This is a genomic window from Pseudomonas sp. B21-041, assembly GCF_024748675.1.
Taxonomy (GTDB): domain Bacteria; phylum Pseudomonadota; class Gammaproteobacteria; order Pseudomonadales; family Pseudomonadaceae; genus Aquipseudomonas; species Aquipseudomonas neuropathica.
The window spans coordinates 5,485,451-5,499,966 of the sequence record NZ_CP087175.1; the positions used below are offsets into that span (position 1 = coordinate 5,485,451).

Below are 14,516 nucleotides of genomic sequence, written 5' to 3' on the forward strand. Positions count from 1 at the left end.
TAATCCTGCTCACCCAGCTCTTTATAAGAAGAGGTATTGGCTGGCATGGCTGCATAAGGCTGGAAGGCCCGTTGCAATTGCGTAAGGCAGGTGCTGCCCAGGAAGTTCAGGGTGCGCGATTGTACGCAAGGTGCCGCAGGCTTGCAAGTAGCCGTCTATCGCGCCTTGACAGGTCTGGATGGGGGTCCTAGCATGCCGCGCAACCCTTCTGGAGCGACTCTCGCTGATGCAACCCCAAGCTTTCTACCGCGCGGTGGCGGACGATTTTAGCGCCGTCGACGGCATCATCAAGAAGCAGCTGACTTCCCGAGTACCGCTGGTATCGAAAATCGGCGATTACATTACCTCGGCCGGCGGCAAACGTCTGCGTCCTTTATTAGTGTTGCTGTGTGGCAAGGCCCTGGGTCGCGAAGGCGACGACATGCGCCTGCTGGCCGCCACCATCGAATTCCTGCACACCGCCACCCTGCTGCATGACGACGTGGTCGACATGTCCGGCATGCGCCGTGGCCGTTCGACCGCCAACGCCATGTGGGGCAACGCCCCGAGCGTGCTGGTCGGCGATTTCCTGTACTCGCGCTCGTTTGAAATGATGGTCGAACTGGGCTCGATGCCGGTGATGAAGATCCTGTCCCAGGCCACGCGCATCATCGCTGAAGGCGAAGTACTGCAACTGTCCAAGGTGCGCGACGCCAGCACCACCGAAGAAACCTATATGGAAGTCATCCGCGGCAAGACCGCGATGCTCTTCGAAGCTTCGACCCACAGCGCCGCTGCATTGGCCGGTGCTACCGCTGAGCAGAGCGAAGCCTTGCGCACCTTCGGCGACCACCTCGGTGTGGCGTTCCAACTGGTCGACGACCTGCTCGACTACAAGGGCGACGCCGAGACCCTGGGCAAGAACGTCGGTGACGATCTGGCCGAAGGCAAACCGACCCTGCCGCTGATCTACACCATGCGCGAAGGCACGCCGGAACAGGCTGCACTGGTGCGTCAGGCGATCCAGAAAGGCGGGATCGAAGATCTGGAAAGCATCCGCATTGCTGTGGAAGCTTCTGGTTCGCTGGAATACACCGCGCAACTGGCCCGTGATTACGTGGCCCGCGCGATCAAGTGCCTCGATGCACTGCCAGCCAGCGAATACCGCGATGCGCTGGTTGAACTGAGCGAGTTTGCGGTCGCCCGTACGCACTGATACCGCTGAAGCAAAATCAAGAGATCGCAGCCTTCGGCAGCTCCTACAGGGGTTGTCGATGCTGCGATCTTTTGCATTTGACTGCCTGAAAAACTAAAACCCTATACAATGTGCGACTTTTAGCGATCCACACCCAAGGAGCCTTAGTGAGCACGTTGCCACCCTGCCCGAAATGCAATTCCGAATACACCTACGAAGACGGTACCCAACTGGTGTGCCCGGAGTGCGCCCACGAGTGGTCCGCCAGCGGCGAAGCCGAAGTGGCGTCTGATGATGCCGTGAAGAAAGACTCGGTCGGCAACGTCCTGCAGGACGGCGACACCATCACCGTGATCAAGGATCTGAAGGTCAAGGGCACTTCGCTGGTGGTCAAGGTCGGCACCAAGGTCAAGAACATCCGTCTGTGCGATGGCGACCACGACATCGACTGCAAGATCGACGGTATCGGCCCGATGAAACTCAAATCCGAGTTCGTCAGAAAGGTCTGATTCCGTTGTCATCCATCCCGCGCCAGGCGTGGGATGGAGCTTCGCCCTCCCCGCTCCCCCCCAGCAAAACCGCGCAATAGCCAAACGCCAGCCGTTTTGACCTTACGCAATCTTTACCCGGAAAATTTCAGAATCCGCCAATAGACGCTTGCTATTTGACGAATAAGAATTATTCTCATTGAAACCCTTCAAGGAGATGAGAACCATGACTTATTTGATCGACGCGTGGCTGGATCGCCCACACCCTTACCTCAGAATCCTCCATCGGGAAACCGGTGAAGTCTGTGCGGTGCTTGAAGAAGAAGCCTTGCATGAACTGCAGGATCAAGGGGATCTGGACGTCAGCAGTCTCAATTCCAGCGAGCCGTTGGTGCTCAAGGAGCTGGTGCGCAATCTGTTCCTGTTCTGCTATGCCCGGGCCTTGCGCCCGACCAGTGAACTGCATCACAAGATAGAACTATGAAACGCGGTAAAAACTGTAGGAGTGAGCCTGCTCGCGAAATCGTTGTATCAGGCAACAGATTTGCTGACTGAAAGGACGCCATCGTCGGATCGCCGCCCGGAGCAGGCTCACTCCTACATTAGCCCGCCATCAAGGCAGGCCCGGTCTTACAGAACGTCCAGCAGCTCGACGTCGAATACCAGAACGCTGTGCGGCGGGATGCTGCCAACGCCTTGAGCGCCGTAAGCCAGTTCGCTCGGCACGTACAGACGCCATTTGCTGCCGGCATTCATCAGTTGCAGGGCTTCGGTCCAGCCAGCGATCACGCCGCCAACCGGGAATTCTGCAGGCTGGCCGCGCTCGTAGGAGCTGTCGAACACAGTGCCGTCGATCAGGGTGCCGTGGTAGTGAGTACGTACTTGATCTTCACGGGTCGGCTTGGCGCCTTCGCCCTGAGTCAGCACTTCGAATTGCAGGCCGGAAGCCAGGGTAGTGATGCCGTCACGCTTGGCGTTTTCAGCCAGGAAGGCCAGGCCTTCGCCAGCAGCGGCTTCAGCTTTGGCAGCGGCTTCGGCTTGCATGATTTCGCGGATAACCTTGAAGCTGGCGGACATTTCTTCCTGGCCAACACGGCTTTCCTTGCCGGCGAAAGCGTCGGTCAGACCGGCCAGGATGGCGTCCAGGCTAACGCCCGGTGGCGGGTTGTCGCGCAGCTGGTCACCCAGCTGACGGCCGATGCCGTAGCTGACGCGGGTTTCGTCGGTGGACAGATTTACTTCGGACATGACACTGCTCCGCTGTGCGGACGGCCACAAGACTTGCCGTGCGAGCACAGCGCGTCCCGGCGCGCCCGGAACCAAAAGGGCGAGCAGACTAGCACAGATGCCCGGCGATGGGGCGCAAGGCCTACAGGGCTGAACGCCAGGCGAGCGGCACCTTCAGGCTTTCATCGATACTACCGGCCAGGCCGCACATTTCGTCATGCACCGAGGTGTGTACAAGATTGAAGGGCAGCACCGGAAACGCATGCAGCAGATCCCGCGCATGCTCCACTGATCGCAGGGTCAGCATCTTGCCTTTGGGATCACTCAACGGATATGCCGCCCCGTGCATCCGCGCTTCGAGCAGATAAATCCCGCCCTCCATGGAGATCAGGTTCAACTCATCGACCTTCCTGGCGATGGCAAACGCATTCAGCTCTTGCAGGTTCATGAACGCACCTCACACAGTGGCGAGTCTGGACCTCTACAGGGATATGCTCGCGCGCACCAAAGCACAAGCCACAAACGACACCGCCCGTCTGTTTCGCAACAGACGGGCGGTGTTTTTGCAGCGATCAACGGTTGATCAGTGCTTGGTGACTTTGTCCAGGTAACCCATGGCGAACGCCGAAACCACAAAGGTCATGTGGATGATCACGTACCACATCAAGTGCTCGGGATCGACGTTCTTGGCGTCCATGAAGATGCGCAGCAAGTGGATCGAGGAAATCGCCACGATCGAAGCCGCCACTTTCATCTTCAACGACGAAGAGTCCATGGTGCCGAGCCAGCTGAGCTTTTCCTTGCCTTCGTCGATGTTCAGTTCAGAGACGAAGTTCTCGTAGCCGGAAATCATCACCATCACCAGCAGACCGCCGACCAGTGCCATGTCGATCAACGACAGCAGCACCAGAATCAGTTCCGACTCGGCCATCGAAAAAACGTTGGGCAGGATGTGGAACACTTCCTGGAAAAATTTCAGTGCCAGCGCCAGCAACCCGAGCGAAAGCCCGATATAGATTGGCGCCAGCAGCCAGCGCGAGGCGTACATTGCATTTTCGATAAAGCGTTCCATTGAATCTCACACAAGGGGTGGAAATGGCGGCGAGTATACCAGCCCCCTGTGACAGCCAGAAACTGCCCGAAAATCCGCCACCTGCGCGTGCGGATGATTTTTTTCTGCTAGTGTCGAAACCATTGACAGCCCAGCGACTGCAGACAGGACGTGTGGAAATGGATGTGCGATTACCGATAACGACGGCCGGAATTTGCCTTGCTCTGTTGATCAGCGGTTGCTCGCCCGGCGACGAAAAACACACCACCAGCCTTGAAGAAAAAACGGCAAAGTTCGAACAGTCACTGGACGCCATCACCGACACCAAACTCAAGGACGCCATCACCGAACTCGGCGGCTCACTGCTGCTGCTCGAACGCGCGCAACTCAAGCTCAACGACAATCCGCCGCGCACCGAATACGGTGAAGACGCGCTCGCCGTGCTCAAGCACTACCCTGCCCCGCAGACGCTGGTCGATACGTTTATCAACGGCCTGTTCGTGCTGCACAAGGATGCCAGCTCCGATTACCTCACCGATCTGCAACCGGTGTTCCCGTTCAACCTGAACATTCCCGGCGGTTTCTTGTTTCCACACGGTGTGGAATGGCAGTCGGTGACGTTGAGCAACAAACGCGTGATCGCCTATCAGCCGGAATGGTCGGAAACCGATCCGGGCATTCAGCTCAGCCCCTCCAGCTCCAACGTCACCAACCCCGATGACCTGACCGTGACCTACCCGTTCATTGACGGACTGGACGTGGACAAGAAGTCCCTGCCGCAACCGGTCAGCCTGCAAGGCCAGATCGAAGTCATCGCACCGCGCCGCTTGTACAGCTTCGACCTGACGCCAAAAGACGTCGGCCAGACCCGCAGCAATGACAACCTCAGCGTCAAACTGCTGAAGCTCGAAAACAACTACGCCGAAGTCGAATTCAGCAACAGCCTGCCATTGGCTGCGGAAGTCGCAGAGACGCAGCTCAATCCGCTGATCGTCCAGGCCCGCGACAAGACCGGGCAATACCTGATACGCGCCGGCTCGATCAACGAGAGTCCGGAGCAAGTGGCCTTCTATGAAAAACAACTGGCCTACCTGCAACAGCAGAAGGGCTGGAGCGATGCGCTGGAAAAGCAACTCACCGAAGAGCAGCAGGCATTCGAGGACAAGCACCCGCGTCGCTATAACAAGGTCTATTTCAATGGCCCGATCGACACTCTGGAAGTCAGCGTGCTCGACTTCTCCTCGGCGACGGTGACGCGCAAATCGCTGGATCTGCCGATTCGCACGTTCAGTCAACACACGACGCAGAAGGCTATCCAGCCGCTGGACCTGCCAGTGACGGTCTACGACGATCTGGCAGCCAACTGGCTCAAAGGCGCGAGCCTGACCGAGGACCAATTGAAGGCTGGCATCCGCGTCCATCAATCCGTGGAAGAACCGAGCGCTGCGCGCATCGAGTTTTCCCATCGCCGTACGTTCAACGATGAATTGCTCGGCGATGACTTCAGCCCGGGGGTCAGTCCTGTCACGTTCTTCACTGAAAAGCGCAGTGGCAAGCTTGATGAGCCGATCGAACTGCCGCCCGAGGCTTACCAGGTCGATCCGCTGCGCGCGACGATCACTTACGACCTGAACCTGTTCCCGGAAACCCCGGCGATCGCCGTCGGCTCAATGCCGCTGTTTCTCGCGACTGTGGCCAAGCAGGCATACGACGCCAAGTCCTTGCCCAAAGGTCTGGAGATCAAGAACAACCTGCTGGTGGTGGACCTGAAATTGTTTCCGCCCAACGAATGGCGTTTCTTCGTCAAAGACGACAGCGGCAACTACCTCAAGCAGATTCTTTCTGTCAGCCACGATGCGAGCGCAGAAGGCCCGGCGCTGTTCGGCGTGCACTATTTTTATGGCCGCCCGACTCACGTAGAAACCTACCAGCGCACCGACCTCGCCACTGTGCAATACGGCTTTGAGGTCAAGCTCGACAAGGCGCAGGTGCCTGAGACTGCCCATTGAAGAGCAAGATCAAAAGATCGCAGCCTGCGGCAGCGCCTACAGGGCGCGGCCACGGCCACCGTTGATCTGCCGCAGTTGAGCTTGCAGGTGCAAACTCCAGATCTGCGGATCGTCGGCCAGTTCGTAGCCATGCAAGGTCAGGCTTTCAACGATGGTGTCGAGTATCGATTCGGCGGCGACCGGCCCATGAAACGGGCCTTGGGCCTTGATGGCGGAAGGTTGTTCACCGGCCATGCCGGCGGCGAAGAGCAGCGTCCACATGCCGTTATCGCCGGCCAACGGCTTGATGGCGCATTCGATACGGGTCACAAGACCCAGGCATTGACGGGTAAGGCAGAGGTTGCGCGACATGGCGGCGACCCTCGGTGAAGCCGGTATTCAGCCCTCACGGGAGGACTGGCTCGATCCAGTGATACTGTCGATATCCTTGAGCTGAGAATAGAAGAAAAGTCCGCTGCGCAAGCCGAATGAGACCAGAAGGCGCCGAATGGTCATTGTGTGAATATTGGCGTCAGAGTTGTGGCGATTTTCCCGAAGATCACCACAAAGACCAATGTAGGAGTGAGCCTGCTCGCGATAACGGTGTGCCAGGCAACTTATTCGCCGACTGACACTCCGCTATCGCGAGCAGGCTCACTCCTACAGTTTGACCGCGTTTAGGTTCAGGCCGGTTTGGCTTCGGCCAGCGCTTCTTGGGCCAACTCTTTCTCGGCTTCCTTGAGGTCTTCTTCGCTGATCATCTCGGCAATGTCACGCAAGCGCTCGACCACCCGTGCGTTGATGCTGCCTTCGGGGAATTCGCCGTCGGCATTCGGTTCACCGGCCGGTTCGCCCACCAACAGACTCAACGCCTCGTCGGCCTGACGCACCGCGTACACGTGGAACTGTCCGGCACGCACCGCCGCCAGGACTTTCTCATCGAGCATCAGCGTGGCGACGTTGGCCTGCGGAATGATCGCGCCCTGCTCGCCGGTCAGCCCGCGTGCTTCGCAGAGACGGAAGAAGCCTTCGATTTTCTCGTTAACCCCGCCCACTGCCTGTACTTCACCGAACTGGTTGATCGAGCCGGTGATCGCAAAGCACTGTTTCAATGGCGTTTTCGACAGCGCCGAAATCAGCGTACAGGCCTCACCCAGCGACGCACTGTCGCCGTCGACGTAACCGTACGACTGCTCCAGCGCGATGCTCGCGGAAATCGCCAGCGGGAATTCCTGGGCATAACGGCTGCCCAGATACCCGGTAAGGATCATCACACCTTTGGAGTGAATCGGCTGGCCGAGGTTGACCTCACGCTCAATGTCGACAATGCCGCTGCCGCCCGGATACACCGTGGCGGAAATCCGCGCCGGCACACCAAACGCCGAGTCGCCGACTTCTAGCACGGTCAGACCGTTGCACTTGCCGACAGCGGCGCCATCGGTGTCGATCAGGATGATCCCGGCAAGCATGTCGTCGAGAATCCGCGCCGACACACGACCGGTGCGCGTGGCCTTGGCTTTCAAGGCACGTTCGATATGCCCGGCATCGGTCATTTCATCGCCGGCCAGGTGACGGATGAAATCCGCTTCGCTGACCAGTTGGAACAGATCACCAATGCGCGCCGACAAACGCCCTTGGTGCTCGGCCAAACGTGCGCTGTAGGTTGCCAGACGCGCTACCGCATCAGCGGTCAGCGGCGCCATGCCTTCTTCCGAAGTACGGGTTTTCAACAACTGGGCGAATTGCTCCAGGCTCTCGTCGACCATCGGAATGTCTTCGTCGAAGTCGACCAGAACACGGAACATCTCCTGGAAGTCCGGATCGAGATCTTGCAGCGTGTAGTACAGCGACCGCGCACCGATGATGATGACTTTGACCTGCAACGGAATGTGCTGCGGGTTGAGCGTCACGGTGGCGAAACGGCCCATCTCGCCCAGCGGTGATTCCATTTTCAGTTTGCGCGATTGCAGGGCGCGTTTCAGCGCGTCCCATACGAACGGCTCGCTGAGCATTTTTTCTGCTTCAAGAATCAGGAAACCGCCATTGGCGCGGTGCAAGGCACCCGGACGCAGCTGACGATAGGTGGTGTAAAGCGCGCCCTGATCGGTGGTGTATTCGATGCGACCGAAGAGGTTTTCGTAAGTCGGGTGCGGTTCGAACACTACGGGTGCACCGCCGCTCACTGGGTGACCGACTACCAGGCTTGGCGCGTATTGCTCCTCCAGCAGTTTGCGTGCGACGGCGTCAGTCTTGCTGTCGTCGACCAGTTGCTCGACCACGGTTTTCAGCAGGTACACCTGCATCGCTTGCAGGTAACCGCAGACCGCAGCGTTCTCGGCGTACTTCTCCGACAACGGCGACAGTAGCGGCTGCAAGGCCAGGGTGATGGTTTCTTCGTTGAGCGAGCGCAGTTGATTGTTCGACTCACGCTTCCACTGCGGCAGGCTGGCGAGTTCTTCGTTCAGGCGCTCTTCGAGGCCGGAAATGTCATCGTGAAAACGCTCGCGATCGGCTTCCGGCAACTGGGCAAATTCCGCTTCGTCCAGTGCTTTGCCGTCGAGCATCGGCGTGAAGGCGATGTTGCTGCTGTCGCGATACAGGGCAACGTCTTTTTCCAGGGCCAGGCGCTCGATGATGTCGAGGGCTTTGTCGTAGCGCTGGTTGAAGGCGCGGTCGATGGCGCTTTTCTTTTGCTGATAGGACGGGTGTTCGAACACCGCTGGAAATGTCGCCAGCAGGTTGTCGATCAAACCGTTGATATCACCGATGAATGCACCGGCAGTGCCCGAAGGCAGTTCCAGGGCGCGCGGTTCGCGCGGCTCATCGAAGTTATTGACGTAGACCCAGTCCGCCGGGGTCTGCAGGCGTTTGCCTTCGGCCTTCAGGTAGCGTTTGACGAACGAGAAACGGCCAGTGCCGGGCTCGCCCATGACGAAAACGTTGTAACCGGGGCGTGGCATGGCCACACCGAACTGCAAGGCTTCGACCGCGCGTTCCTGGCCGAGCACACCGCGAAAGGGCTCCAGATCATTGGTGGTAGTGAAGCTGAACTGTTCAGCGGAAAACGGACGGGTCAGCGCTTCGGGCGCGAGACGCAAGCTGGCAGCAACAGGATCAGGCATCGGGCTTCCTTAACAATCAGGCGGGGCAGATAGCGGCATTCTGGCGCTGCCTGTGCCCCACTGGCAAGGCGCGCCACATGACAAAGCATAGACAACCGGCAATGCCAGCGGCCCGCCCCCTGAAATCGGGGTTTATTCCAAATATTTTGCAAAAAACCACGGAACCCCTGGAACATGCCTAAACTCCAAACTGCGCGGCTGGAACTAATACCGGCCCACTGGCTTCGTTTGGCTCTGAACGTAAGCTCGCCGAGCGGCGATCAGGCAAGGCGAAAACAGGCGAGGAAGCGGAGTGTAGGGACCTACATGAGCATTCCGAGCCTGTTTTCAACGCAGCATGATCGTCGCGCAGGCAGCTTACGTTTAGAGCCGGCCAGAACCCTGTCCATTGGTATGCACATAAAGAGAAAAAAGCTATGAAACGGATTCTTCTCGGTACTCTCTTCACCGCTGTATCCATCAACGCAATGGCGCAAGCTCCAGGCGGCCCGGATTGCGGTTGGGGCAACATGCTGTTCGAAGGTCAGCGTGGCACCCCGGCGCACTTCCTCGCTTCCACCACCAACGGTACTTCCGGTAACGCCACCTTCGGGATGACGTCCGGCACCAACGGTTGCTCGACCAACGCATCGCTGACCTACGGCGGCAAATCCTGGTTTGCCATGAATGGCATGATGAACGAGCTGTCCGAAGACATGGCCAAAGGCAACGGCGAAGCGCTGACGACTTATGCCGTGGTACTGGGCGTGGCACCGGAAGACCGTGCGCACTTCGCTGCTGTGACTCACGAGCACTTCCAGCAGATCTTCAGCAAGGCTGACGTGACCGCTGAAGACGTGCATACCAACACCCTGGCCGTACTGAAATCGGATCCTCGTCTGGCCAAGTACGCGACTCAAGCTTAAGCTCGACCCTACCCGCTTCCTTCGGGAAGCGGGTTTTGTTTTTTCGGCCCGCCCTCCTTGGGTCTTTATTTCTTTCCTGTTCAAGTTGCCGACTATGCTCAAACGCCTTGCCTGGCTGGCGCTCTGTGTCTGCGCCCCGCTGTCCGCCGCGCCCCACATCGACCCTCAACGTTTGCAGCAACTGGCCAACGACCGCTTCTGGATTTCCCTCGGTCACTACGAAACCGCCAAGCTTGGCGGCTGGCGCAGCTATGTCAGTGACAAGAAATTCTTTCTCGCGCCCGATGGCAACGAACATCCCGATCATGAGCTGGAAGCCACCGTGCAAGCGCTGTACGCCCCGGCGAGCCTTGGCGAGCAACATGCGCAATGCGTTTATCCGGCGCGCACTCGCTGGCTGAAAGCGCAGCTCAATCTCAGCGATCTGCCAGCGCCGGCATGCGCCGAATACAAGAAGTGGTTCAAGGACGTCTCGCCGCACAGCGCGGTGATGATCTTCCCGGCGGCTTATTTGAACAGTCCGTCATCGATGTTCGGCCACACCCTGCTGCGCATCGATCAGGCCGATGTGCAGGCCGACAAGACCTCGCTGCTCAGTTACGCGATCAACTTCGGCGCCTACATCGAAGGCTCGGACAACAGCATCCTGTACGCCTGGAAAGGTTTGATGGGCGGTTATCCGGGACTGTTCGCGCTGGTGCCGTACCAGGAAAAGCTCTCCGAATACCGCAGCCTGGAAAACCGCGACCTGTGGGAATACCGGCTCAACCTGACGCAAGAAGAAACCGCGCGCATGGTCGAGCATGTGTGGGAGTTGAAGCAGATCCAGTTCGACTACTTCTTCTTCGACGAAAACTGCTCGTATCGTCTGCTTGAGTTGCTGCAGGTGGCACGCCCGAGCCTGCGCCTGACTGAACAATTCCCGTTGACCGCGATTCCCACCGACACCGTCAAAGCGGTGAAGGAAGCCGGGCTGGTGGAAAGTATCGAATACCGCCCGTCACGCGAGCGCGAATTGCTCAGCCGTGCCGAGCCTTTGAACAGTGACGAACAGCAATGGGTGCTGAACGTCAGCGCCGATCAACAGCAGTTGCAGAATCCGGCGTTCAAAGCCCTACCCCGCGATCGTCAAGCGTTGATCATCGACGCGGCATATCGTCTGGAGCGCTACCGCGCCAACGGTCAGGAACGCGATCCACAACGGGCACAGCGCAGCTTTGAACTGCTGCGAGCGATCAACAAAAACCCCGCACCCGAACTGGAAATACCACAACCAGGCTTGCCCGAAGACGGCCACGAATCGCGCACCTGGCAGGCCGGTCTCGGCACCCGTGGTGATCGCGCATTCGGTGAGTACGGCTTGCGCATGGCCTATCACGATCTCAACGACAACGCCGAGAGCTTCCCGCTCGGCGCGCAGATCGAGATCCTGCAGATGAAACTGCGTCAGTACGAGGGCAATCAATGGCAGTTTCAGCAACTGGATCTGGCGACCATTCGTTCGCTGACACCGCGTAATGAGCTATTGCAGCCGCTGTCGTGGCAAGTCACTGGCGGTCTTGAGCGCGTACCGGGCAAGCACGATGACGAGACGCTGGTCAGCCACGTCAATGGTGGCGGCGGCGGGACGTGGGCGCTGGGGGATGATGTGCTGGGTTTTGCCCTCGGCACCGTGCGCGTTGAACACAACAATGATTTCGCCGAGTTCGTCTCGCCAGCCGGCGGTTTCAATACCGGCGTGTTGTGGAAAAACCCGTTGGGCAATCTCAGTCTGGAGGCTAAAGGCGATTACTTCTTCAATGGCGAAGTACGCCGCAGCCTCAGCCTGAATCAGCAGTGGGAGTTGTCGCGCAACCTTGGTTTGCGCTTGAGTGCGCAGCGTGAGTTCAGCCATCTCGCCACCCCGGAAACCGAGGTCATGCTTGAAGTGAAGTGGTATCACTACTGATCCCGAACACATCCCCCTGTAGGAGTGAGCCTGCTCGCGATAGCAATTCATCAGTCACTGGTGCGGTGACTGATACACCGCTATCGCGAGCAGGCTCACTCCTACAGGGGATTTGTGGTGCTCAACGAATTACTCACATGCCTTTCACCAACGCTCGACGAATCAGCTTCTAGACTTTCCCATAAGCCGAGAACCGGCGCGGGAGAGTGCGATGTGGCGGTGTGCGGGTTTGCTGGGTGTTGTGCTGTTACTGGGCGGTTGCCAGACCACCCATGAAGATTTGATCGCCAAGGGTTATCCACCGGCCTTCGCCGACGGCTTCGATGACGGTTGTGTCAGCGGTCGTCAGGCGGCGGGTTCGATCAGCGGCGAGTTTCGCAAGAATGTGCCGCGCTATCTCAAGGACAAGCAATACGCCGAAGGCTGGACCGACGGCTTCCGCCAGTGTCAGGCAATGTTGGAAAACAAGGACCGCGAACAGTATCGCAATGAACATTGGGACGAACGCGAGCGCGCCTGGCAGCAACAGAAAGATCAGGACGCCGGGCGGGCCTATCGCTCGCAATAGGTCGTTTCCAGACATCCAGTGAAACCAAATGCCTGCGAGCATGGCCCAAACCTCATACGAGGAGAACACCATGAGTCGCGCATTCGTCAACGAAGACAACGCCGCCGCGCAAGCCGATCAGCCGGTCGAACGGCAGGTCAGCGAGCAGCCCAATTACGTCACCGCGCAAGGGCTGGCGCAGTTGCAGGAAAAAGTCGCCGAACTGCAAACCCTGCATGCCGAACAATCAGCCAGAGGTGATCAGGCCGACAAGCAACGGCTGGCGGATCTGCAACGTGATTTGCGTTATTTCAATCAGCGCCTGAGCAGCGCACAAGTCGCGGTTGCCGCGACCTCCACCGACAAAGTGCAGATCGGCAGTTGGGTGACCTACGCCGACGAACACGACACCGAACGGCGGGTGCAACTGGTCGGCGAAGATCAGGCCGATGCCAGCAAAGGCCTGATCAATTGGGGCTCACCGCTGGGCCGCGCGCTGCTGGGTGCGCGGCTCAATGACGAGGTGCTGTGGCAGCGCCCCGCCGGCGATCAAGTGATTGAAGTGATCCGTATCGAACCGGCTTAAACCACGCCCTGCGCGAGCATTGCGTCGGCGACTTTGACGAAGCCGGCGATGTTCGCGCCTTTGACGTAGTTGATCCGTCCGTTCTCTTCGCCGTAGTGCACACAAGCGTGGTGGATCGACTGCATGATCGCGTGCAGCTTGCTGTCCACCTCACCTGCCGTCCACAGCAAGCGCATGGCGTTCTGTGACATCTCCAGGCCACTCACCGCCACACCGCCGGCGTTGGATGCCTTGCCCGGAGCGAAGAGAATGCCGGCCTCGATAAAGATATCCACAGCCTCCAGCGTGGTCGGCATGTTCGCGCCCTCAGCTACGCACACGCAGCCATTGCGCAGCAGTGTGCGCGCGGCTTCGGCGTCGAGTTCGTTCTGCGTAGCGCACGGCAGCGCGATGTCGCATGGCAGCGACCACGGCAGTTGACCGGCGCGGAATTCCAGACCGAACGCTGCCGCCAGTTCACTGATGCGTCCGCGCTTGACGTTTTTCAGCTCCAGCAGCGCCAGCCACTGCTCTTCGCTCAGCCCAGCCTCGCAATACAGCGTGCCTTCTGAGTCGGACAGGGAAATCACTTTGCCGCCCAGATCCATGACTTTGCGCGCGGCGTACTGCGCAACGTTGCCGGAACCGGAAATCGCCACGCGTTTGCCTTCGACGGTCTGCTCGCGGCGTTTGAGCATTTCTTCGGCAAAGTAGACGCAGCCGAAACCGGTGGCTTCCGGACGAATCAGGCTGCCGCCGTAGGTCATGCCCTTGCCGGTCAGCACACTGGTGAACTGGTTGCTCAGGCGCTTGTACTGGCCAAACAGGAAACCGATCTCGCGCGCACCGACACCGATGTCACCGGCCGGCACGTCAACGTCGGCGCCGATGTGGCGGTACAACTCGCTCATGAACGCTTGGCAGAAACGCATGACTTCGCCGTCGCTCTTACCCTTCGGATCGAAGTCCGAGCCGCCCTTGCCGCCGCCCATGGGCAGCGAGGTCAGGGAGTTTTTGAAGGTCTGTTCGAAGGCGAGGAATTTCAGCACGCCCATGTTCACCGACGGATGGAAACGCAGGCCACCCTTGTACGGGCCGATCGCACTGTTCATCTGGATGCGGAAACCGCGATTGACCTGGACCTTGCCCTGATCGTCGACCCACGACACGCGAAAAATCACCGCGCGCTCCGGCTCGCAGATGCGCTCCAGAATCCCCGAGGTCAGGTAATGCGGATTGGCTTCGAGAAACGTCCACAAACTGCGCAGGACTTCTTCTACGGCCTGGTGGAATTCGGGTTGATCCGGGTCGCGTTTTTTCAGGCGAGCGAGGAAGGATTCGACGGATTCGATCATGGGAAAAGTCTCGGCAAATTTATTGTCGTTGGAGGAGATTGGGCCGGACTGTAACAAACGGATCGCGCACAGGAACAGAGCAAAATGTCGCAGTTATGAAATTAAATGGTGCACAGGATATAAATCAGGCGGTTTTTTGAGCTTGT

General features: G+C 58.8%; 14 protein-coding genes. 8 read left to right on the forward strand and 6 right to left on the reverse strand.

Annotated features, from left to right (window positions below):
- Nucleotides 1-226: 226 nt before the first annotated feature.
- The 3 genes from LOY43_RS24405 (at nt 227) to LOY43_RS24415 (ending at nt 2,146) form a co-directional block, all read left to right on the forward strand.
- Nucleotides 227-1,195 (forward strand): polyprenyl synthetase family protein, encoded by a 969-nt coding sequence (locus LOY43_RS24405; RefSeq protein WP_007950962.1) that lies wholly within the window; start codon nt 227-229, stop codon nt 1,193-1,195.
- Between the two features lie 146 nt (nt 1,196-1,341).
- Nucleotides 1,342-1,683, forward strand: coding sequence for a zinc ribbon domain-containing protein YjdM (locus LOY43_RS24410; RefSeq protein ID WP_016986200.1), 342 nt, complete (start codon nt 1,342-1,344; stop codon nt 1,681-1,683).
- A 205-nt stretch (nt 1,684-1,888) separates the two neighbouring features.
- Nucleotides 1,889-2,146, forward strand: a complete 258-nt coding sequence (locus tag LOY43_RS24415) for a hypothetical protein (RefSeq protein WP_034153845.1) — start codon at nt 1,889-1,891, stop codon at nt 2,144-2,146.
- Between the two features lie 146 nt (nt 2,147-2,292).
- Here LOY43_RS24415 and LOY43_RS24420 read toward each other — a convergent pair whose 3' ends face one another.
- From LOY43_RS24420 to LOY43_RS24430, 3 genes are all read right to left on the reverse strand, one after another.
- Nucleotides 2,293-2,910, reverse strand: a complete 618-nt coding sequence (locus LOY43_RS24420) for an FKBP-type peptidyl-prolyl cis-trans isomerase (protein WP_008078561.1) — start codon at nt 2,908-2,910, stop codon at nt 2,293-2,295.
- 121 nt (nt 2,911-3,031) lie between these two features.
- Nucleotides 3,032-3,337 carry a DUF6482 family protein gene (locus LOY43_RS24425; protein ID WP_258708839.1) on the reverse strand — a complete coding sequence of 102 codons (306 nt, stop codon included), beginning with the start codon at nt 3,335-3,337 and terminating at the stop codon, nt 3,032-3,034.
- A gap of 135 nt (nt 3,338-3,472) precedes the next feature.
- On the reverse strand, nt 3,473-3,961 hold the full coding sequence (locus LOY43_RS24430; protein WP_007909801.1) for a TIGR00645 family protein: 489 nt from the start codon (nt 3,959-3,961) through the stop codon (nt 3,473-3,475).
- A gap of 158 nt (nt 3,962-4,119) precedes the next feature.
- Here LOY43_RS24430 and LOY43_RS24435 point away from each other — a divergent pair, with 158 nt between their 5' ends.
- Nucleotides 4,120-5,949: a hypothetical protein gene (locus LOY43_RS24435; RefSeq protein WP_095048708.1), complete on the forward strand. Its 1,830-nt coding sequence runs from the start codon at nt 4,120-4,122 to the stop codon at nt 5,947-5,949.
- A 36-nt stretch (nt 5,950-5,985) separates the two neighbouring features.
- Here LOY43_RS24435 and LOY43_RS24440 read toward each other — a convergent pair whose 3' ends face one another.
- Both LOY43_RS24440 and LOY43_RS24445 read right to left on the reverse strand, forming a co-directional pair.
- Nucleotides 5,986-6,300 (reverse strand): hypothetical protein, encoded by a 315-nt coding sequence (locus LOY43_RS24440; RefSeq protein ID WP_007909799.1) that lies wholly within the window; start codon nt 6,298-6,300, stop codon nt 5,986-5,988.
- 311 nt (nt 6,301-6,611) lie between these two features.
- Entirely contained in the window at nt 6,612-9,050 is a 2,439-nt protein-coding gene (locus LOY43_RS24445) for a Lon protease family protein (protein ID WP_095125459.1), read from the reverse strand.
- 416 nt (nt 9,051-9,466) lie between these two features.
- Here LOY43_RS24445 and LOY43_RS24450 point away from each other — a divergent pair, with 416 nt between their 5' ends.
- The 4 genes from LOY43_RS24450 (at nt 9,467) to LOY43_RS24465 (ending at nt 13,036) form a co-directional block, all read left to right on the forward strand.
- Entirely contained in the window at nt 9,467-9,955 is a 489-nt protein-coding gene (locus LOY43_RS24450) for a DUF3015 domain-containing protein (protein ID WP_007909797.1), read from the forward strand.
- Between the two features lie 94 nt (nt 9,956-10,049).
- On the forward strand, nt 10,050-11,903 hold the full coding sequence (locus tag LOY43_RS24455) for a DUF4105 domain-containing protein (protein ID WP_258708840.1): 1,854 nt from the start codon (nt 10,050-10,052) through the stop codon (nt 11,901-11,903).
- A 211-nt stretch (nt 11,904-12,114) separates the two neighbouring features.
- Nucleotides 12,115-12,471 carry a hypothetical protein gene (locus LOY43_RS24460; protein ID WP_093434789.1) on the forward strand — a complete coding sequence of 119 codons (357 nt, stop codon included), beginning with the start codon at nt 12,115-12,117 and terminating at the stop codon, nt 12,469-12,471.
- A 70-nt stretch (nt 12,472-12,541) separates the two neighbouring features.
- Nucleotides 12,542-13,036, forward strand: coding sequence for a GreA/GreB family elongation factor (locus LOY43_RS24465; RefSeq protein WP_258708841.1), 495 nt, complete (start codon nt 12,542-12,544; stop codon nt 13,034-13,036).
- Here the strand turns inward: LOY43_RS24465 and gdhA are convergent.
- Nucleotides 13,033-14,370: an NADP-specific glutamate dehydrogenase gene (gene gdhA / locus LOY43_RS24470; protein WP_258708842.1), complete on the reverse strand. Its 1,338-nt coding sequence runs from the start codon at nt 14,368-14,370 to the stop codon at nt 13,033-13,035. The genes LOY43_RS24465 and gdhA overlap by 4 nt on opposite strands.
- Nucleotides 14,371-14,516 lie beyond the last annotated feature (146 nt).